Origin of the sequence: Aeromonas allosaccharophila, from assembly GCF_016026615.1 — a bacterium.
GTDB lineage: Bacteria > Pseudomonadota > Gammaproteobacteria > Enterobacterales > Aeromonadaceae > Aeromonas > Aeromonas allosaccharophila.
The window spans coordinates 4,168,503-4,188,873 of sequence record NZ_CP065745.1 but is presented as its reverse complement, the minus strand read 5'-3'; the positions used below and the strand labels follow the sequence as shown (position 1 = coordinate 4,188,873).

Genomic DNA, 20,371 nt, shown 5'->3' with positions numbered 1-20,371 from the left:
TCTCTTAACTCTGTGCTTTGCTGTCTGCCAGCAACAGACCCGACGCCTTATCCGGATGGCTCAACCACGGCTACAGCTGCCAGCGTGCCAGCGTGCCAGCGTGCCAGCGGCACTATAACCGCCGCTGCCGAATTGCAGGAGCCGTAGGCCACCCTGATACTCACCACCACACCAGAAGGCGGGATCCTGCGGATCAGACCGGATCCAGGGTATCCAGCGGCCAGCGCGGCACGGCCTTGACCGCCAGCGGCTCAAACACGCCCGCTTTCAGGCGCTGCATACCGGCGTAGGCAATCATGGCGCCGTTATCGGTGCAATATTCGGTGCGCGGATAGAACACCTCACCCTTGAGACTCTCCATCAGCTCGGCCAGCTGGGCACGCAGATGACGGTTGGCACTGACGCCACCGGCGACCACCAGACGCGTGAGACCGGTCTCTTTCAGCGCACGGCGGCACTTGATGGCCAGGGTATCGACCACCGCATCTTCAAATGCCCGGGCGATATCGGCACGGGTCTGCTCATCATCACCGTTGGCGGCGATGGTGTTGGCAGCAAAGGTCTTGAGGCCGGAGAAGCTCATATCGAGCCCCGGTCGATCAGTCATCGGACGGGGGAAGTTGAAACGTCCGGTGGTGCCCTTCTCGGCCAGACGGGAGAGCAGCGGGCCGCCCGGGTAGTCCAGCCCCATCAGCTTGGCGGTCTTGTCGAACGCCTCGCCGGCGGCATCGTCGATGGATTCCCCCAACAGCTGATAACTGCCGATGCCGTCAACCCGCACCAGCATGGAGTGACCACCGGAGACCAGCAGCGCCACGAAGGGGAACTCGGGGGCCTTCTCCTCCAGCATGGGGGCCAGCAGGTGGCCTTCCATATGATGGACGGCGATGGCCGGCTTGTTCCACGCCATCGCCAGCGAGCGGCCAATGGTCGCCCCCACCAGAATGGCGCCAACCAGACCCGGGCCCGCGGTATACGCGATGCCGTCGATGTCATCTTTGCCCAGTCCCGCCTCTTGCAATGCGGCCTGGATCAACGGGATCGTCTTGCGAACGTGATCCCGGCTGGCGAGCTCGGGGACGACGCCACCGTAGTCCGCATGCAGCTTGACCTGGCTGTATAACTGATGGGAAAGGATCCCTTTTTGATCGTCGAAGATCGCGATCCCGGTTTCGTCACAGGATGTCTCTATGCCCAATACACGCATTGCTAAAAAATTTCACTGCTAAAATGAGACGGCTATGGTAACCTTCGCGGGTTTTTTAAACCAGAGCGATCTCTGCGGGTTTACTTTCATTCCCTGTCCAGAGTATAATTTCGCACCATTTTAAGACATGCTGATCGATTGAAGGTCAGCTAACAATTTATCACTGAGGTGAAAGGCACATGCCAGTAATCAAAGTCCGTGAAAATGAGCCGTTTGACGTTGCTCTGCGTCGTTTCAAGCGTTCTTGCGAAAAAGCCGGTATCCTGTCCGAAGTTCGTAGCCGTGAGTTCTACGAGAAGCCGACTACCATTCGTAAGCGCGCCAAAGCGTCTGCTGTTAAGCGTCACGCCAAGAAGCTGTCTCGCGAAAACGCACGTCGTATCCGCCTGTACTAATCGGGAGATATTGCCGTGTCTCTGAAGGATCAACTGAAGGATCAACAAAAACTCGCCATGCTTGCCAAAGATAAGGCACGTCTGGGAGCGATCCGCCTGTTGATGGCAGAAATCAAGCAACGTGAAGTCGATACCCGTATCGAGCTGAATGATGAGGATATCCTCGCTGTCGTGACCAAAATGGTCAAACAGCGACGCGATTCCATCAGCCAATTTGAAGCTGCCGGTCGCCAGGATCTCGCCGACAAAGAGTCCGCCGAGATCGTTGTGTTGCAGGAATTCCTGCCGCAACAGCTGACCGCAGATGAAATTGCCGCTCTGATCGAGCAAGCCATCACTGAAAGTGGTGCTGCCGTCATGGCTGATATGGGCAAGGTCATGGCTGTCTTGAAGCCGAAAATTCAGGGGCGTGCCGATGTCGGCGCCGTCAGTGCTCAGGTGAAAACCCGCTTGGCGTAACAGGCAACTCTCTTGTTTGGTCGAAGAAGCCGTGCTTCCCTTGGAATGCGCGGCTTTTTTATTTTCTCCGCAATGAAACAGGACGGTTATGGCAGGCAGGATCCCCCAATCCTTTATCGACGATCTGCTCGTACGCACAGACATAGTCGAGCTGATCGACTCGCGAGTGCGGCTGAAAAAAGCCGGTAAGAACTACCAGGCTTGCTGCCCTTTTCATAACGAAAAAAGCCCCTCTTTTACCGTCAGCCAGGAGAAGCAGTTCTACCACTGTTTCGGTTGTGGCGCCCACGGCAACGCCATCGGCTTTGTCATGGAGTACGACGGTCTCGAATTTCCCGATGCCATCGAAGAGCTCGCCAGCATGCAGGGCATGCAGGTGCCTCGCGAGCAAAGCATCGGCGGCTCGGCCAATAGCCAGCCCGCCGTCAGCAAGGATCTGTTCGAGCTGATGAACCAGATCGCCCGCTTCTACGAGAGCAATCTCAAGAGTGCTCCCCATGCGGTGGAGTACCTCAAAGGGCGCGGTCTGACCGGTGAAGTGGTCAAACGATTCAATATTGGCTATGCCCCCAGCGATTGGGATCAGGTGCGCCGCCGCTTTGGTGCCAGCCGGGATCACGAGCAGTTGCTCATCTCGGGCGGCATGCTGATCACCCGTGACAATGGCCCAGGCAGCTATGATCGCTTTCGTGATCGCATCATGTTCCCGATCCGCGACAAGCGTGGCCGGGTTATCGGTTTCGGTGGCCGGGTGCTGGGTGATGGCACGCCCAAGTACCTGAACTCGCCGGAGACCCCCATCTTCCATAAAGGGCGAGAGCTGTTCGGTCTCTACGAAGTGAAGCAGGCACACAAGGATCCGCGCCGGATCCTGGTGGTGGAAGGCTATATGGATGTGGTGGCACTCGGTCAATACGACATCGACTATGCGGTGGCGGCGCTGGGCACTGCAACGACCAGCGACCATATCCACACCCTGTTTCGCACCACCGCCGAGGTGGTCTGCTGCTACGACGGCGACAACGCCGGTCGTGAAGCCGCCTGGCGGGCGCTGGATAACGCCCTCCCTCATCTGCAGGATGGCCGTGAACTCAAATTCGTGTTCCTGCCCGATGGTGAGGATCCCGACTCACTGGTACGCCAGATCGGCAAGGATGGCTTCGAAGCCCTGCTCGATGAAGCCCAGCCATTCGCCGACTTCATGTTCGAGCGTCTCGGCCGGGATGCGGCACTTTCGGGTGAGGCTGGCAAGTTCGAAGTGGCTAACAAGGCCGCCGAGCTTATTCGCCGCGTACCGGAAGGGTTTACCCGCGAAGGGTTGATTACCCGCCTCTCCAGCATGATGCGCTGGGGTGAGAACAAGCAGCGCATCGCCGAGCTCTTTGCCCGCAACAGCCAACCCAAGGCCGAGGTCAACAAACCCAAGGCTGCCAAGCTGACGCCGCTGCGCAGGGCACTGGCGCTGATGGTGCAATATCCGGCGGTAACGGCCGAGCTTCCCCCTATGCCGGAGTTAGCCGGGCTGCGCGTACAGGGCATCAAGTTCCTGCTGCAACTGCACCAGCAGATCCTGGCACAGCCCGGTATCACCACCGGTATCCTGCTGGAACACTGGCGTGGTACCAAGGAGGGAGAGATCCTTGCTCAGCTGGCCATGCACGACCTGTTCGAGGAGATCAAACTCGATCAGGAGCCGGATATTCTGGGAGAATTGCAGGATACCTTCGTCGGCTTCATCAACCAGTTTCTGAAACAGCGGATCGAAGAATTGCAGGCCAAAGTGGCTCAGGAAGGACTAAGCTCCGAAGAAACCCAAGAGCTGATGATGCTGATAAGAGAGGTGCAAATTGAGAAAAGAAATGAGGGTGGGGCTTGATATTTGAGTGATTAGTCCCAATATGGATAGCGTTGCCCGAATCGACGGGATGAAAAGCAAAAATTTTATAACCGCCTGGCCCCGACAATACTGCGGGCAGGGGTTTCTCATGACCGACGCCGCAACCAGACATAGCATGTCTGGCGGTTTTCTATTAGAATTGGCTATTTGCGCAGCAGCGCACTGTACGCGCAACCTAGCAACACCAACCGGATGAGTTCTATGGAGCAAACCCCGCAGTCTCAGCTTAAACTCCTCGTTGCCAAAGGTAAAGAACAGGGCTACCTGACCTATGCCGAGGTGAACGATCACCTCCCGCAAGACATTGTCGATTCAGACCAGATCGAAGACATCATTCAGATGATCAACGATATGGGCATTCAAGTGGTTGAAAACGCTCCGGATGCCGATGACCTTATCATGGCTGAAGGTGGTACCGCCGATGAGGACGCTGCCGAAGCAGCGGCCCAGGCTCTGGCATCTGTTGAATCTGAGATTGGTCGCACGACCGATCCCGTCCGCATGTACATGCGGGAAATGGGTACCGTCGAACTGCTGACCCGTGAAGGCGAAATCGACATCGCCAAGCGGATCGAAGACGGTATCAACCAAGTACAAAGCTCCGTAGCCGAGTACCCTGAAGCAATTACTTACCTGCTCGAACAGTACGACAAGTACGAAGCCGAGCAGCTGCGTCTCTCTGACATCATCTCTGGCTTTATTGATCCGAACGAAACCGAAGACATGGCACCTACCGCCACGCACATCGGTTCCGAACTCGGCGAAGACGATCTGGCCGACGAAGATGAAGAGGACGAAGAAGACGAAGACGAAGATGGCGACAGCTCTGACGATGACGGTGACGGTGGTCCGGATCCGGAAGTCGCTCGCGAGAAGTTCGGCGAACTGCGTGCCCAGTATGAAGTGACCCGCCTCTCCATTCAGAAGAATGGTCGCGCGCACGAAGATACCCAGGCAGCCATCGCCCAGCTGGCCGATGTATTCCGTCAATTCCGCCTGATGCCCAAGCAGTTCGATCGCTTGGTCAACAACATGCGCGAGATGATGGAGCGCGTCCGCGTGCAGGAACGCATCATCATGAAGCTCTGCGTTGAGCAGGCCAAGATGCCGAAGAAAACCTTCGTCGCGGCCTTCACCAATAACGAGTGTGAAACTGCCTGGTTTGAATACCAGAAGCAGGCAGGCAAAGCCTGGTCTCCCCGTCTGGTTGAAATGGACGAGGATATTCAGCGCGCCATCGGCAAGCTGCAGCAGATTGAAGAAGAGACCGGTCTGTCGATTGCCCAGATCAAGGATATCAACCGTCGCATGAGCATCGGTGAGGCCAAAGCCCGCCGTGCGAAGAAAGAGATGGTTGAGGCCAACTTGCGTCTGGTTATCTCTATCGCCAAGAAGTACACCAACCGTGGTCTGCAGTTCCTGGATCTGATCCAGGAGGGCAACATCGGTCTGATGAAGGCGGTAGACAAGTTTGAATACCGTCGTGGCTACAAGTTCTCGACCTATGCAACCTGGTGGATCCGTCAGGCCATTACCCGCTCCATCGCGGATCAGGCCCGTACCATCCGTATCCCGGTACACATGATCGAGACCATCAACAAGCTCAACCGTATCTCCCGTCAGATGCTGCAGGAGATGGGTCGTGAACCGAACCCGGAAGAGCTGGCCATGCGCATGGGCATGCCGGAAGACAAGATCCGCAAGGTACTGAAAATCGCCAAAGAGCCTATCTCCATGGAGACGCCCATCGGTGATGATGAAGATTCCCACTTGGGCGACTTTATCGAAGATACCACCCTGGCTCTGCCAGCGGATGCGGCGACCAGCGAAAGCCTGCGCAACGCCACCCGCGAAGTGCTGGCTGGCCTGACCGCCCGCGAGGCCAAGGTGCTGCGGATGCGTTTCGGTATCGACATGAACACTGACCACACCCTCGAGGAAGTGGGCAAGCAGTTCGACGTTACCCGTGAGCGTATTCGTCAGATCGAAGCCAAGGCACTGCGCAAACTGCGCCACCCGAGCCGCTCGGAAGTGCTGCGCAGCTTCCTGGACGAATAGTCCTGACCCTGTGTCAAACTGCTCTGCCAAAGCCCCGCCATGCGGGGCTTTGTTTTGTCTGGCATTTACCCTTGCGACCCGCTTTGCACCCTCTATCAAGCTGGACAATTAGTCGCCAAGTGGTTGATATGCCTATAGACTGCCCTTTCCTCTTCCCCTATAATCCACGCCGCTAAACGCACAATTTGGCCCCTTAGCTCAGTTGGTCAGAGCAGTCGACTCATAATCGATTGGTCGTGGGTTCAAGTCCCCCAGGGGCCACCAAATTAAAAAAGGCCGCTCATCATGAGCGGCCTTTTTGCATCTGCGGATAGAGCAATGTCCAGTGATGAACTCGATGAGGCCATAGAAAAGACCCGCCATGGGCGGGTCTGGGCAGGGTCCGGATCAGGCGCCTCACTCAGAGACAAGGAGCCTAATGCTGAGCCTCAGGTTTGCTCGTTGCTGCCGCTCTGGATGGATGAGCGACGCCCGATGGCAGGCAGCATCCGGGTGACCAGATTGCTGCGCTGACGCCAGGAGGTGAAGACAATGGCCAGCAGATGCAGACCAACCAACCCCTGCAACGCCACCACGCACCACTCATGCCACTCGTCGGCGCCCAGTTCAAAACCCATCTCGGTATTTTGAAACCAGCCGCTGCCAGCGGTGGCCAGCACGACCAGCCAGAGTGCCCACACGGCCAGCTTGCCGCTGCCATGATGACCCGGTGCCGGAGGCTGCCGCTCACGCATCTCGCGCGCCTGCTGGCGAAAATCCTCACCGCTGGGGATGAGGGCGCCAAGGCGGGCGTAGCCACGGGCGAAGGTGAGCCCCCAGAGCAGACGCAAGGAAACCAGCCCAATGGCGCCGTAACCCAACCACTCGTGCCACTCCTCGCCCGCTTCGTTAACCCAGAGGTTGCCGATGCAGATCGCCGCCAAGCCCCAGTGGGTCAGGCGAACCAGTGGATCCCAGCGAAAGGGCTCACCCTTTTTGCTTGGCATATTTGTGGTACTCCTTCTTCAGGTCGTTGACCTTGGCCAGATGCTCGCGCGCCTTGGCCTCATCACCCGCCTTGAGTGCGGCCAGGCTGGCGTCCAGCTCGGTCTGTACCTCGTTCATCCCTTCAAGGAACTTCTCTTTCTTGGCGGCTGGCATGTTCTTCTGCTTGGCCACATCCAGCTGGGCCTTCATCTCGTTGATGTGCTGCTCCATGGTGGCTGCATCATCAGCCTTGACGGCCTGCTTGTAGTTGAAGCCAATCTTCTTCATCGGCTGTTCCAGATCACCCGCCACGGCAGGCAGGGTCATCAGGCCAAACATCAGGGGCAGCAGCAGGGGGCGAACGGTTTTCAACATGGGATTTCCTTATATAACGACATGCTCGAATTGTTAGGGGCACTTATGAATCCCAACAAGAATTCATCAGGGCATGATGCCATGACTCGCAGTGAAATGTTTGTGAAAAATGCTGTTTTTTGTGGCAAATAGTGACAGGTATGCCGTGCTTGTTTGCACTTGGTAACGGATTAAGCACTGGTGACGCGCGGCAAGAGGATGGTTGAAAGCGGTAAACAGGGACAAAAAACCCCGCCGCAGCGGGGTCTGGATCAGCGGGCCAATGGCTTGCGTCAGTTACTCCTGTTCGCGAGCAATGGCGCGCCAACCGATATCCTTGCGGTAGAAGACGCCATCCCACTTGATACGGCCAGCGAGCTGATAGGCACGCTGCTGGGCTTCTGCCACAGTGTGGCCGAGGGCGGTTGCGCACAGCACACGGCCACCCTGGGTCAGGCTGGTATCGCCTTCCAGACGGGTACCAGCATGGAACACCTTCTCGCCCGCCACCTCATCCACCGGCAAGCCGCTGATGGGGTGATTGGTGCTGTAATCGCCGGGATAGCCTCCCGCCGCCAGTACCACGCCGATAGCAGCACGGGGATCATAGATGGCCTCTTTCTGATCCAGCTTGCCTGCACAAGCAGCCAGGCAGAGCTCCACCAGATCGGACTGCATCCGCAGCATGATGGGCTGGGTCTCGGGATCGCCAAAGCGGCAGTTGAACTCGATCACTTTGGGATTGCCTGCGCCGTCAATCATCAGGCCGGCGTAGAGGAAACCGGTGTAGACGTTGCCTTCGGCCGCCATGCCGCGCACGGTCGGCATGATCACCTGCGCCATCACCTTCTGATGTACCTCGGCGGTCACCACCGGTGCCGGGGAGTAAGCCCCCATACCACCGGTGTTGAGGCCGGTATCACCGTCGCCAACCCGCTTGTGATCCTGACTGGTGGCCATCGGCAGCACGTGCTCGCCATCGACCATGACGATGAAGCTCGCCTCTTCGCCTTCCAGAAACTCCTCAATCACCACCCGGGAGCCCGCTTCGCCAAAGGCATTGCCGGAGAGCATGTCGCGCACCGCGTCTTCCGCCTCTTGCAAGGTCATGGCGACAATCACCCCCTTGCCCGCCGCCAGACCATCGGCCTTGATGACGATAGGGGCGCCCTTCTCACGCAGATAGGCGAGTGCTGGCTCCACTTCGGTGAAGTTCTGGTACTCGGCAGTCGGGATGGCGTGACGGGCCAGAAAATCCTTGGTGAAGGCCTTGGAGCCTTCCAACTGGGCTGCGGCAGCGGTCGGGCCAAAGATAGGCTGACCGGCGGCGTGGAAGGCATCGACCACCCCTTTGACCAGCGGTGCTTCCGGCCCAACGATGGTGAGGCCGACCTGCTTCTCTTTGGCAAAGGCCAGCAGCCCTTCGATATCGGTCGCCTCGATGGCGACGTTCTCGACACCCGGTTCAAGCTGGGTACCTGCGTTGCCCGGCGCCACAAAAACGTGGCGTACCAGCGGGGAGTGTTTGGCCTTCCAGGCCAGGGCATGTTCACGGCCGCCGTTGCCAATGATCAGTACTTTCATCGTATCGCTCGCTTCTATTTGTGGTCACTGGACGGCCACCCGGGCCGTCAGCCAGTGGAAATAGTCAGTTGAAAAGAGACAACAAAAGGGCCGCCGTCGGCAGCCCCTGACCCATCAATGACGGAAATGGCGCATGTTGGTGAACACCATGCACATGCCGTGCTCGTCGGCGGCATCGATCACCTCCTGATCGCGCATCGAGCCACCCGGCTGGATCACGCAGGAGATACCGGCCTGCGCGGCAGCATCGATACCGTCGCGGAACGGGAAGAAGGCATCGGAGGCCATCACGGAGCCCGCCACGGTCAGCCCTTCATCCGCCGCCTTGATACCGGCGATTTTGGCGGAGTAGACGCGGCTCATCTGGCCGGCACCGACGCCGATGGTCTGGCCATCTTTGGCGTAGACAATGGCATTGGATTTGACGAACTTGGCCACTTTCCAGCAGAACAGCAGATCTTGCAGTTCGGCCTCGGTCGGCTGACGCTTGCTGACCACGGTCAGGTCGCCCAGCGTCACCATGCCGAGATCCCGCTCCTGCACCAGCAGGCCGCCGTTGACGCGCTTGAGGTCAAAGCCTTGCGCCGGAGCAGTCCACTGACCGCATTCGAGCAGACGCACGTTCTGCTTGGCGGCGACCGCGTCGCGGGCCTCCTGGCTGACGCTCGGGGCGATGATCACTTCGACAAACTGGCGGGCCACGATGGCTGCCGCAGTAGCGCCATCCAGCTCGCGGTTGAAGGCGATGATGCCGCCGAAGGCCGAGGTGGGGTCGGTCTGGTAGGCACGATCGTAGGCACTCAGCAGGTCGCTACCGATGGCCACGCCGCAGGGGTTGGCATGCTTGACGATGACGCAGGCCGGCTCGCTGAACTCCTTCACACACTCCAGCGCGGCGTCAGTGTCGGCGATGTTGTTGTAGGAGAGCGCCTTGCCCTGCAGCTGGGTTGCGCTGGAGACAGAACCCGGCGCAGCATGCTCTTCGGCGTAGAAGGCGGCGGCCTGATGGCTGTTTTCGCCGTAACGCATGTCCTGCTTCTTGATGAACTGGCTGTTGAAGGTGCGCGGGAAGCGGGACTCCTCGTCACCTTCCTTGTTGTCACCGTAGGAAGGAACCATGGTGCCGAAGTAGTTGGCGATCATGCCGTCGTAGGCGGCGGTATGCTCGAACGCGGCGATGGCCAGATCGAAACGGGTCGCCAGTTTCAGGCTGTTGCCGTTGGCATCCATTTCGCGAATAACCCGAGCATAGTCGGCAGCTTTGACGACGATCGCGACATCTTTATGGTTTTTGGCAGCAGAGCGCACCATAGTCGGGCCGCCGATGTCGATGTTCTCGACCGCATCGGCCAGGGTGCAGCCCGCTTTGGCCACTGTCGCGGCGAAGGGGTAGAGGTTGACGACAACCATGTCGATGGGGGAGATAGCGTGCTGGGCCATGATGGCGTCATCCTGATCCCGACGGCCGAGGATGCCGCCATGAACCTTGGGATGCAGGGTCTTGACCCGGCCATCCATCATTTCAGGGAAACCCGTGTAGTCGGAGACCTCGGTCACCGGCAGACCCGCCTCGCCAAGCAGCTTGGCGGTACCGCCCGTGGAGAGCAGGGCAACACCACGCTCGTTGAGTGCCTTGGCAAATTCCAGAATGCCAGTTTTGTCAGACACACTCAGCAGTGCACGGCGAATGGGTCGAGCTTGTTCCATCACACTATCGTCCTCAACATAACGGGGACCGTTCCATGGGAGGCGAGGCTCAACACAGAGAGTCCCCAAATAAATGGAAGTGGGGGATTTCACAAACTACTCTCGCCCCGAAAACCGGCAAAAGCGTTTTAGGAAATGCCCGCTTGACGCAGCGCTCTGTTATGGGCGCGTATTCTACACAAAAAATGTGACCTGTGGTGGATTTTTTGAAACAGCAAAGCCTTATTTGGCGCGGCGTTAAACGTTTTCCACTTGATTTCCTCGAAACGTTTTCACTTTCAGTGTTTTATGGAAAAAAGGGCCGCAAGGAGATGTTTATCTGCCCCTTTTATGCCCTTGGCTGGCAATCCAGTGGCAAAGGGGCGATAGTGGATTCCGGTTTTTTGTTGCGGCATACATCCAGGGGGAGAGAGAGCATGTATCGGATCGGTGAACTGGCCAAGGCGTGCGGGGTCAAGGCAGATACCCTGCGTTTTTATGAGAAGAACGGGCTTATCTCACCGGGGATCCGCAACGAATCCGGCTACCGCCTCTACAGCGAACAGGACAAGCGGCGGCTGGAGTTCATTATTCGCGCCAAGTCGGTGGGATTCTCGCTTGCCGACATCGGCGAGCTGCTCGACCTCGATACCAACAAGGCCAAAGTCACCTGTCAGGAGGTGAAAGCGGTGGCCGACACCAAGCTGGCCCAGGTGGAGCAGAAGATCATCGAGCTGACCCGCTTTCGCGACAACCTGCGCGAGCTCTCCAACATCTGCTGCGGCGGCCCCCGCTCGGCGGAGCACTGCGCCATCCTCGAGACGCTGGAATCTGGCGCCCCGGCCCATCACGAGCATCATAGCCACGACCAGCATGACCCGGTTCACGGCTGACATGACGTGGCTGGCTTAGTGTGGCTGACTCGGTGCGCCCGACGCATTGCTCCCGCGGCGATTTGGTGACAAAATTGCCGCGTTTTTAACCGGTGCCAGTGCATCCGGTTGCCGGGCACTCACCTGAACAGGCGCCCGTCGCGAAAACAGCCATCCAGACACAAGCGTCAACACAGCAAAAGCAATACGAGGAGCCATTATGGCCAAGATTCGGGTCGACCAACCCGTCCTCCCCCGTGAGGAGCATGCGCAAGGGGGCAACTATGCCCATCAGCGCGGCGAGATAAAGGATAACCATCTGCACGCCCTGCTCTCCGATCCCCTGTTTCGCAGCCGGGTCGAGCGCAACAAGAAGGGCAAGGGGAGTTACCAGCGCAAGGCCAAATTCGGCAAGCGGTGGGAGCCCGGCCAACAGCAGATGATCCGCGTCTGCTGCTGAGCGGGTTTCTACCGACCAAAAACAATCAGGGCGCCAATAGCGTCCTGATTGTTATCTCGAAACACTGTTCGCCAAAACTGGCTTCCGAGCAGTACATAAACCTTGATCACGGCTTCGCAGCCAGAGCGTGAACCCATTTTCACTCATCCATAAAGAGTTCGAGCAATACGTTCAGATAGCGATGGCCGAGGGAGGTGAGCTGCCAGCTCTCTCCCAGATCGTCGATCAGCTCCTTGCTCCGGGCGATGGCGAGCACTGTCTCGACCCGCTCCAGCGGCAAGCCGGTATAGGCCTCGAACTCCGCCTTGGGGGCCGGTTCAAACAGGCGGAAGCGGTTCATAAAGTATTCGAGCGGCAGATCGTCTGCCGTCACCTGCCACTGCTCGTCCAGATAGGGGCGACTCTTGTCCAGATACCCTTTCGGATGCTTCACCTTGGCGGTGCGCAGGATCTGCTGATCCGCAAGATCAGTCACCTTGCCATGGGCGCCACAGCCAATCCCCAGATAGTCACCAAAGCGCCAGTAGTTGAGGTTGTGATGGCACTGGTAGCCCTCTTTGGCATAAGCCGAGATCTCGTACTGGCGATAACCGCTGGCGGTGAGCATGGCGTGACCCTGCTCGTAGATGTCCCACAGGGTGTCATCTTCCGGCAGTTTGGGCGGTTTGGAGGCAAAGGCCGTGTTCGGCTCTATGGTGAGCTGATACCAGGAGAGGTGCGGCGGGGCGCAGTCGATGGCCTGCTGCAGGTCATAAAGGGCGTCATCCAGACTCTGATCCGGCAGACCGTGCATCAGATCCAGATTGAAGGTGGGCAACTTGATGGCGTGGGCCAGTGCCGCGGCTTTGCGCGCCTCTTCCGGGCCGTGAATGCGGCCGAGACGGGTCAGCTTCTCCTGCTGGAAGCTCTGCACCCCGATGGAGATGCGGTTGATGCCAGCGCGCTGGAAACCGGCGAACTTGTCCGCCTCTACCGTGCCCGGGTTGGCCTCCATGGTGATCTCGCAATCTGCGGTGAGCGGAATGCGGGCCCGCACCCCGTCCAGCAAGGCTTGCATCGCCTCCACCGTCAGCAAGCTGGGAGTGCCGCCGCCGATAAAGATCGAAGAGAGCGGCCGCCCCTGCGCCCACTTCAGATCCTGATCCAGATCCTCCAGCAGGGCGGCGACATATTCGAGGTGAGGCAACTCCCCCTTCTGGGCATGGGAGTTGAAGTCACAGTAAGGGCACTTCTGGACGCACCAGGGCACATGAATATAGAGAGAGAGCGGCGGCAGTTGCAGCATGGGGCTTCCAATAAAACGGGGGCTCAAGGCCCCCATTGTAGATGACTATGTGTAATTGACCGTGTGTAACCGACAAGGTGGCGAAGTGACTCAGTGCGCAGCAGCCAGCGCCGCTTTGAGCTTGGCCAGCGCCTGACCGCGATGACTGAGTTGGTTCTTCAGCTCGGCGGGCATCTGGGCGGCGGTGCAGTCGTGATCCGGCACGAAGAAGACCGGGTCATAGCCGAACCCGTGCTGACCACGCGGCTCGTCGATGATCATCCCTTCCCAGCTAGCCTGACAGATGATGGGGGTGGGATCGTCGGCGTGGCGCATATAGACCAGCACACACCAGAAGCGGGCGCTCTTCAGATACTCGGGGGCACCTTGCAGCTCGCCGAGCAGCTTCTCGATGTTGGCCTTGTCACCGGCACCCACACCGGCAAAACGGGCGGAGTAGACGCCGGGGCGCCCTTGCAACAGATCGACTTCCAGACCGGAGTCATCGGCAACAGCGGGCAGGCCGGTAATGCGGGCGGCATGGCGGGCCTTGATGATGGCATTCTCGACGAAGGTGGTGCCGGTCTCATCGGCATCGGAGACCGCAAACTCGCTCTGTGGGATCACCTGGATCTTCATATCGGCCAGCATGGCGGCCAATTCCTTCACCTTTTTCTGGTTACCTGTTGCCAGGACAAGCTTGTTCATCGAGCACCTCCGCAAAAATAATCTGCGCATTCTATGCGGCGCAAGCGTTTAGTAAAAGCGCCAATTACGCCCGCAGCCGTGCGGTTACGGGGGAATCCATTGCAGGGAATAACCGGCTTTTTAATACATGTTTCCATAATGGAATAACCAAAGTGATTAAATACCATTTCTATTCATTACTGTGAGTCAGTAGACTCGCGCCCCAATTCATTAACCTGGCTGACTAAAGAGGTGACAGATGCCATTGATACTTTTGCTCGTACTACTGGTGCTGTTCAGTCCGCTGGCTATCGACATCTACCTGCCCGCCATTCCGCAGATGGCCGAGCAGCTGGGCGCCGAAGTGACGTTGATGCAGGGCACCATCACCTGGTTCCTGTTCAGCATGGGGCTGGGGCAACTGCTTGTTGGCCCGCTGGCCGATCGCTACGGTCGCAAGCCCATCGCCCTGGGCGGCGTGCTGCTCTATGGCCTTAGCGCGCTGGGGGCCGGTTTTGCCGCCAGCCTCGGCGAATTGATGCTGGCGCGAGTGCTGCAGGGCTTCGGCGCCTGCGCCACCTCGGTGGCCGCCTTCTCGGTAGTGCGTGACAGCTACGGCCCGAAGAAGAGCGGCCAGATGATCTCCTACCTCAATGGCGCCATCTGCTTTATTCCTGCGCTGGCCCCCCTGCTCGGTGGCTGGCTCACCGCCAAGGCGGGCTGGTCTGCCAACTTCTGGTTTATGGCCGGTTATGCGCTCATCGTCGGCAGCTGGCTGATGTGGCGGATGCCGGAGACTCGCCCGGAGGAGACCCATAGCGAAGGGGCCCTCATCAGCTGGTCCCGCTACAGCCCGGTGCTGCGCTCACCCAGCTTCCTGTTCAACGCGGCGCTGTGCATGCTGGCGATGGCGGTGATCCTCGCTTATGTCACCGCTGCACCGGTGCAACTGATGGTGAAACTGGGGCTGGATATGAGCGGCTTTAGCTACTGGTTCACCGCCAACGCCGCGCTCAACATTCTGGCCTGCTTTATGGCGCCGCGCTTTATCGCCAAGGTGGGGCCAAGACGCACCCTGCGCATCGGCCTGCTGGTGTTGATGCTCTCAGCCATCGCCCTGACCCTGGCGATGCACATCGAACATCCGCTGGCGATGATGGGGCCGGTGTTCCTCTCCAGCATCGGCTTTGCCATGATTCTGGGCTCTGCCGCCGGGATGGCGCTGGCACCGTTCGGCCACTGCGCCGGTACGGCCGCCGCTCTGCTCGGCCTGTTCCAGATGAGCGGCTCCGGCGCGCTGGTTGGCCTGACCGGCGCCCTGATGGACGACCCGCTCAGCCAACTGGCGCTGCATATGTGGCTACTGCTGCCGCCCCTGGTGATGCTGATGACCCGTCGCGGACGCCGCTTGTGTTTGCAATAAATCCTGTGCTCTGATGAGCACACTCAGGGGGCCATCGGCCCCCTTCTCGTTTGTATCGACTTTACAGCGTATGGCCATCCGGCAGCCCGGCTGCGATGGCAACCCCACTCACTCGATGTCAGCGGAGAACTCCCGATGAGCCACACTCTCAACGCAGCCCTGGTGGGCTATGGCTTTGCAGGCAAGACCTTCCACGCCCCCTTCCTCTCCACCACGCCGGACTTGTCCCTGAGCTGGGTGGTGAGCCGCGATGCCGCCAAGGTGCAGGCCGATCTGCCCGACTGCCGGGTTGGTTCGCTGGAACAGGTTCTGAGCGATGAGACCGTCGATCTGGTGGTGATCGCCACCCCCAACGACACCCATGCCCCCCTCGCCCGTCAGGCGTTGCTGGCAGGCAAACACGTGGTGATCGACAAGCCGTTTGCACTGGATCTGGCCGAGGCACAAGCGCTGGTCGAGCTGGCCGAAAAACAGCAGCGACTGCTCAGCATCTTCCACAACCGCCGCTGGGACGGGGATTTTCTCACCGTGCGCCGTTTGATTGCCGAGGGGACTCTGGGGCAGATCGCCCAGTTCGAGTCGCACTTCGATCGCTATCGCCCCGAAGTGCGCCAGCGCTGGCGCGAAGCAGGTGGCCCGGGTTCCGGCCTCTGGTTCGATCTCGGCCCCCACGTACTGGATCAGGCGCTGCAGCTATTCGGCCAGCCGGACTGGCTGCAGGCCGATCTGGCCGAGCAGCGCCCCGGCGCACTGGCGGACGACTACTTCCATGTGGTACTTGGCTATGGTGAACGGTCTGGCGAGATGCGAGTGATCCTGCATGGTAGCTGTCTGGTCTCGGCCACCATGCCACGTTTCATCGTCCACGGCAGCCAGGGCTCGTTCGTCAAATTCGGTATGGATGTGCAGGAAGATCAACTCAAACTGGGCAAGCGCCCACCGGCTGCGGATTGGGGCCTGGATGGCGAGCCCGGTCAGCTCAGCCGCATTGTGGATGGTCAGTTACAGCAGCAGAGCGTGGTGGGTGAAGCGGGGGATTATGGCGCCTACTATCGCGGTGTCTGCGCCGCCATCAAGGGCGAAGGGAGCAACCCGGTGCCAGCATGCGAGGCACTGGCGGTGATGGCACTGCTGGATCTGGCCCGTCAGAGCCACCTTGAGGGAAAACGGCTGCCCTGTCAGAAGCTGTCTGACTAAGGCGCTGGCCATCGGCCTCTTTTACCCAGAGTGAATCTTGTTTCTCTGCCAAGAGAAAACACAAATGCGGTCACTTATTGTGCAGATTGCGCCATTTTGGCGCATCTTGTATTGATATCAGTCGTTGCAGTAGTGCTTTTCATCCACGGCACGAAAAAATGTTATTGTGATATCCGTTTTCATCGGTAGCTAATGGGGCTATATTGCGCCCGCCTGCTGCCTCCCGGCTTCTTGTTTCAATACCGGGCAACGGTGGGCGCTGTGATGGTTGCACAGACCATCTCTCCATCTTTTTTTGAGGGTATGCACATGAACAAAGTACTGGTAGCCGGTATCCTGGGTCTGATGTTGACCGCTTGCGGTCAGAAAGAAGAAAAAGCTGCCGCGCCTGCTGCTGCTCCGGCCGCCGAAGTTGCTGCAACTGTAGAAAAAGCCGCTAGCGAAGCCACCTCTACCGTAGAGAAGGCCACCTCCGAAGCGACTGCAACCGTTGAGAAAGCTGCTGACGAAGTGGCTACCAAGGTTGAAGCTGCAGTGAGCGATGCCAAGGCCAACTAAGCCTGCACCTCATTCGAAGACGGGTCCGAAGGCAACTTCGGGCCCGTTTTTTTATCTGTCGCTCAGGGAGCCGGATTAATCAGCGAGGTGAGGATGTGATCCTCCCAGCGGCCATTGATCATCAGATACTCCCGCGCGAATCCCTCACGCTCGAAACCGAGCCGCTCCAGCAGGGCGCCACTGCGCTGATTGGCTGGCATGTAGCAAGCCATGATGCGATGCAGATCGTGCTCCCGAAACAGGTAGTCGATAGCGGCAGACAACGCCTCCCGCATCACCCCCTGCCCCTGATGCTGCTGGTCGATGGCATAGCCCAGATGACAGGCCTTGAAGACCCCCAGCAGGATATTGCTGAAATTGCAGGTGGCGATCACCCGCTCACCAGCCGGATCCAGCGCCACCAGATTGACGCCGGTGCCGTTGAAGAACTGGCTGTAACTGTCCTGCAACCGGGCATGCCAGTAAGAAAGGGTGTAAAAGTGCTCGTCACGCAACGGCTCCCAGGGGGCGAGATGGGCGCGGTTGCGCCGGTAGAAGTCGAGCATCATGGGGGCCTGATCCGGCGACAATATGGTCAGATGGGTTCGGGCCGTCTTGATATGTGGCAGTGCCATCAGGACTCCCTCTGTCTTAGCCACTCGTCGCGCAGCAGGCTGTAGTGAGCATGGTCCACAATCCGGTTACCCAGCCGCTCTGCGCGCTGGGTCACCCCCTCCTGCTGCATCCCGAGCCGTTCACAGACGGCTCTGCTGGGTTCGTTATCGGTGGCGGCGCTGATCTCCACCTTCTCCATCCCCATCTCCTCGAAGGCGTGATGGATCAGGGCCTGACAGGCCCGGGTGATAATGCCGTTGCCCTGCCAGCGCTCCGCCAGCCAGTAACCGATAACCACCTTGCCAAGGTCGTGATCGATGCTGTTGTAACCGATAACCCCCACCACCTCCCCCTGATACTCGATGGCAGTGGTGAGCCCCTCGCCGCGGGCAAACTTCTCGATGGCACTGCGAATGAAGAGGGCGCTGTCGACGGGGCGCTGGATCAGTGGCGGCCAGGGTAGCCACTGGGAGAGATACTCCCGGTTGTCATTGCAGAGGGCAAACAGTTCGCTCGCCATATCTGGCTGCAAGAAGAGCAGCGCAAGCTCATCGTCCAACTGCCATGAAAACATGGGATTCTCCTTTCAAATCAGTGATCAAATAGCGAACCAGCCACCCAATGTAGCCAATCGCCACTGGCCGCGCCAGCCACTTTTACGGCCCCCATCCAACAGGCCTCGCAAAGGGTGACAGCGCGCGATTTCTCCTCTCTCAAAAGAGGAGGGTGGGTGTCTGAAACCGGATAATGCTCTCCACATGGCGCCGATGAATACCCCAAAAGGGCACGTTGGCAGATCATGCTACCCCTTTGTGCTGCGCTGTCACATTTGACAGGAGGCACTTTCCCCCACCGGCACTAGCTTCAAAGCGCCCGACCCAGGGTCGGTTTATCAACCTCATCGATTTAAGGAAAGAAGAGATGAATAAAATGTATCTGGCCGTTGCGCTGGCCTGCTGGGGAAGCGCCGCACTGGCGGCGCAAGAAGTGGAGCTCAACGTAACGGCAAACGGCATCCGGGCCATGACTGGCCTCAGTGCCGCGAGTGGTACCTTGCAGCTGGAAGATGGCGAGTTTCGTCAGGTACGGGTGGTCAAGCTGCCCAACGGCCAGCAGCGGATCCGCTACGAGCAGGTCTGGAACGGCATCCCGGTCATGGGTCAGGTGGTGGTGGCTGACAAGAGCCTGAACGGCCAGCTGCAACAGGCCAGCGGGCGCATGCTGCGCCAGATCGATCAGGATGTGGCAAGCCCGGCCGCCACCCTCTCGCCACAGGATGCCGCCAGCAAGGCCAAGGCGGGCAGCAAGGGAAGCAACGAGCAGGTCAAACTCTACGTGATGCAGGATGAGAACGGGCTGGCCCGGCTGGTTTATCAGGTCTCCTTCATCGCCGAAGGTGACAAGCCCAGCCGTCCCTTCGTCATTCTCGATGCCCAGAGTGGTGAAGAGCTCAAACGCTGGGAGGGGATCAACCACAAGGATGCCACCGGCCCCGGGGGCAACATCAAGACCGGCAAATACGTCTACGGCACCGATTTTGGCCCGCTCATCGTGGATGACAACTGCCGGATGACCAGCCCCAACGTCGATACCATCAACCTCAACCACGCCACCTCTGGCGGCGCCATCCACCAGTTCACCTGCCCGGAGAACCGGGTCAAGGAGATCAACGGCGCCTACTCGCCCCTCAACGACGCCCACTACTTCGGCAACGTGGTGTTCGACATGTACCGTAACTGGTACAACACGGCGCCGCTGAGCTTCAAGCTGAAGATGCGGGTTCACTACAGCAAGAATTACGAGAACGCCTTCTGGGACGGCAGCCAGATGACCTTCGGCGACGGCGCCACCACCTTCCACCCACTGGTGAGCCTTGATGTGGCGGCTCACGAGGTGAGCCACGGCTTCACCGAACAGAACTCCGGGCTGGTCTATTCAGGACAATCCGGCGGCATCAACGAGGCCTTCTCCGATATGGCGGGGGAAGCGGCCGAGTTCTACATGAAGGGGAGCAACGACTGGCTGGTCGGCGCTCAGATCTTCAAGGGCAATGGCTCCCTGCGCTACTTCGAGGATCCGACCCGGGATGGCAGATCCATCAGCCATGCAGCGGATTATCAGGAGGGGATGGATGTACACCACAGCTCCGGGGTCTACAACCGCGCCTTCTACCTGCTCGCCACCAGCAGCGGCTGGAACACCCGCAAGGCGTTTGAAGTGTTCGTGCTGGCCAACCGCCTCTACTGGGGCGCCAACACCAACTACCAGCAAGGGGCCTGCGGCGTCAGCCGGGCGACCGCCGATCTGGGTTACAGTCAGGCGGATGTGATACGGGCCTTCCAGACCGTCGGGGTTGATGCCAGTTGCGGCACCACGCCGCCACCGAGCGACAACGTGCTGCAAAACGGCGTGCCGCTGAGCAATCTCGCCGCCAGCAAGGGGGGCAAACTCAACTACACCCTGAGCGTGCCGGCGGGCACCAAGTCGCTGCAGATCAGCAGCAGCGGCGGCACCGGTGATGCCGACCTCTACGTCCGCTTTGGCAGCGCCCCCACCAGCAGCAGTTACGACTGCCGCCCCTACAAGGGGGGCAATAACGAAAGCTGTTCGTTCACCAATCCCAAGGCGGGCACCTGGCATGTGCAGCTGTCAGGGTTTGCCGCGTTCAGTGGCGTAACCCTCAAGGCCAGATACTGATCCACCCGGTGCG

At 59.2% G+C, this 20,371-nt stretch carries 19 protein-coding genes and 1 tRNA gene; 11 read left to right on the top strand and 9 right to left on the bottom strand.

What is annotated here, in order from left to right; translation table 11 throughout:
• Positions 1 to 193 precede the first annotated feature (193 nt).
• Positions 194 to 1,207, bottom strand: a complete 1,014-nt coding sequence (tsaD, locus tag I6G90_RS19265; RefSeq protein ID WP_197928781.1) for a tRNA (adenosine(37)-N6)-threonylcarbamoyltransferase complex transferase subunit TsaD — start codon at positions 1,205 to 1,207, stop codon at positions 194 to 196.
• 179 nt (positions 1,208 to 1,386) lie between these two features.
• Between tsaD and rpsU the strand changes: the two genes are divergently transcribed.
• From rpsU to I6G90_RS19240, 5 genes are all read left to right on the top strand, one after another.
• The gene (gene rpsU / locus I6G90_RS19260) at positions 1,387 to 1,602 is read left to right on the top strand and encodes a 30S ribosomal protein S21 (RefSeq protein ID WP_005309452.1); all 216 of its coding nucleotides are present in this window, start codon (positions 1,387 to 1,389) and stop codon (positions 1,600 to 1,602) included.
• A gap of 15 nt (positions 1,603 to 1,617) precedes the next feature.
• Positions 1,618 to 2,061, top strand: a complete 444-nt coding sequence (locus tag I6G90_RS19255; protein ID WP_005349081.1) for a GatB/YqeY domain-containing protein — start codon at positions 1,618 to 1,620, stop codon at positions 2,059 to 2,061.
• An 88-nt stretch (positions 2,062 to 2,149) separates the two neighbouring features.
• Complete coding sequence (dnaG, locus tag I6G90_RS19250) at positions 2,150 to 3,937, top strand: DNA primase (RefSeq protein WP_111807551.1); 1,788 nt, start codon at positions 2,150 to 2,152, stop codon at positions 3,935 to 3,937.
• Between the two features lie 222 nt (positions 3,938 to 4,159).
• Positions 4,160 to 6,016, top strand: coding sequence for an RNA polymerase sigma factor RpoD (gene rpoD / locus I6G90_RS19245; protein WP_005340563.1), 1,857 nt, complete (start codon positions 4,160 to 4,162; stop codon positions 6,014 to 6,016).
• Positions 6,017 to 6,203: 187 nt separating this feature from the next.
• A tRNA-Ile gene (locus tag I6G90_RS19240) sits at positions 6,204 to 6,280 on the top strand.
• Positions 6,281 to 6,444: 164 nt separating this feature from the next.
• Here I6G90_RS19240 and I6G90_RS19235 read toward each other — a convergent pair.
• From I6G90_RS19235 to purH, 4 genes are all read right to left on the bottom strand, one after another.
• The gene (locus I6G90_RS19235; protein WP_197928779.1) at positions 6,445 to 7,002 is read right to left on the bottom strand and encodes a cytochrome b/b6 domain-containing protein; all 558 of its coding nucleotides are present in this window, start codon (positions 7,000 to 7,002) and stop codon (positions 6,445 to 6,447) included.
• Positions 6,983 to 7,357, bottom strand: coding sequence for a cytochrome b562 (locus I6G90_RS19230; protein ID WP_042656319.1), 375 nt, complete (start codon positions 7,355 to 7,357; stop codon positions 6,983 to 6,985). The genes I6G90_RS19235 and I6G90_RS19230 overlap by 20 nt, the downstream gene beginning before the upstream one ends.
• 276 nt (positions 7,358 to 7,633) lie before the next feature.
• On the bottom strand, positions 7,634 to 8,920 hold the full coding sequence (purD, locus tag I6G90_RS19225; RefSeq protein WP_197928777.1) for a phosphoribosylamine--glycine ligase: 1,287 nt from the start codon (positions 8,918 to 8,920) through the stop codon (positions 7,634 to 7,636).
• Between the two features lie 114 nt (positions 8,921 to 9,034).
• Entirely contained in the window at positions 9,035 to 10,627 is a 1,593-nt protein-coding gene (gene purH, locus I6G90_RS19220; RefSeq protein WP_197928775.1) for a bifunctional phosphoribosylaminoimidazolecarboxamide formyltransferase/IMP cyclohydrolase, read from the bottom strand.
• A gap of 416 nt (positions 10,628 to 11,043) precedes the next feature.
• Between purH and zntR the strand changes: the two genes are divergently transcribed.
• The gene (gene zntR / locus I6G90_RS19215) at positions 11,044 to 11,499 is read left to right on the top strand and encodes a Zn(2+)-responsive transcriptional regulator (RefSeq protein WP_005341244.1); all 456 of its coding nucleotides are present in this window, start codon (positions 11,044 to 11,046) and stop codon (positions 11,497 to 11,499) included.
• A gap of 199 nt (positions 11,500 to 11,698) precedes the next feature.
• Positions 11,699 to 11,938: an alternative ribosome-rescue factor A gene (locus tag I6G90_RS19210; RefSeq protein WP_232254379.1), complete on the top strand. Its 240-nt coding sequence runs from the start codon at positions 11,699 to 11,701 to the stop codon at positions 11,936 to 11,938.
• 139 nt (positions 11,939 to 12,077) lie between these two features.
• Here the strand turns inward: I6G90_RS19210 and hemW are convergent, their stop codons facing one another.
• Together hemW and rdgB are read right to left on the bottom strand one after the other, a co-directional pair.
• The gene (gene hemW, locus I6G90_RS19205; RefSeq protein WP_197928773.1) at positions 12,078 to 13,223 is read right to left on the bottom strand and encodes a radical SAM family heme chaperone HemW; all 1,146 of its coding nucleotides are present in this window, start codon (positions 13,221 to 13,223) and stop codon (positions 12,078 to 12,080) included.
• A 90-nt stretch (positions 13,224 to 13,313) separates the two neighbouring features.
• A complete protein-coding gene (gene rdgB / locus I6G90_RS19200; protein WP_005340539.1) occupies positions 13,314 to 13,910 on the bottom strand; it encodes an RdgB/HAM1 family non-canonical purine NTP pyrophosphatase in 597 nt (198 codons plus the stop codon).
• Positions 13,911 to 14,148: 238 nt separating this feature from the next.
• Between rdgB and I6G90_RS19195 the strand changes: the two genes are divergently transcribed.
• The 3 genes from I6G90_RS19195 (at position 14,149) to I6G90_RS19185 (ending at position 17,067) form a co-directional block, all read left to right on the top strand.
• Positions 14,149 to 15,312, top strand: a complete 1,164-nt coding sequence (locus tag I6G90_RS19195; RefSeq protein ID WP_197928771.1) for a multidrug effflux MFS transporter — start codon at positions 14,149 to 14,151, stop codon at positions 15,310 to 15,312.
• A 135-nt stretch (positions 15,313 to 15,447) separates the two neighbouring features.
• Positions 15,448 to 16,509, top strand: coding sequence for an oxidoreductase (locus I6G90_RS19190; RefSeq protein WP_197928769.1), 1,062 nt, complete (start codon positions 15,448 to 15,450; stop codon positions 16,507 to 16,509).
• A 309-nt stretch (positions 16,510 to 16,818) separates the two neighbouring features.
• Complete coding sequence (locus I6G90_RS19185) at positions 16,819 to 17,067, top strand: hypothetical protein (RefSeq protein ID WP_042063080.1); 249 nt, start codon at positions 16,819 to 16,821, stop codon at positions 17,065 to 17,067.
• A 62-nt stretch (positions 17,068 to 17,129) separates the two neighbouring features.
• Here the strand turns inward: I6G90_RS19185 and rimJ are convergent, their stop codons facing one another.
• Entirely contained in the window at positions 17,130 to 17,681 is a 552-nt protein-coding gene (gene rimJ, locus I6G90_RS19180) for a ribosomal protein S5-alanine N-acetyltransferase (RefSeq protein ID WP_197928767.1), read from the bottom strand.
• The gene (locus I6G90_RS19175) at positions 17,681 to 18,235 is read right to left on the bottom strand and encodes a GNAT family N-acetyltransferase (protein WP_197928765.1); all 555 of its coding nucleotides are present in this window, start codon (positions 18,233 to 18,235) and stop codon (positions 17,681 to 17,683) included. Before I6G90_RS19175 ends, rimJ begins: the two co-directional genes overlap by 1 nt.
• A gap of 347 nt (positions 18,236 to 18,582) precedes the next feature.
• On the opposite strand from I6G90_RS19175, the gene I6G90_RS19170 reads away from it, so the two are divergent.
• On the top strand, positions 18,583 to 20,358 hold the full coding sequence (locus I6G90_RS19170; RefSeq protein WP_197928763.1) for a M4 family metallopeptidase: 1,776 nt from the start codon (positions 18,583 to 18,585) through the stop codon (positions 20,356 to 20,358).
• Positions 20,359 to 20,371 lie beyond the last annotated feature (13 nt).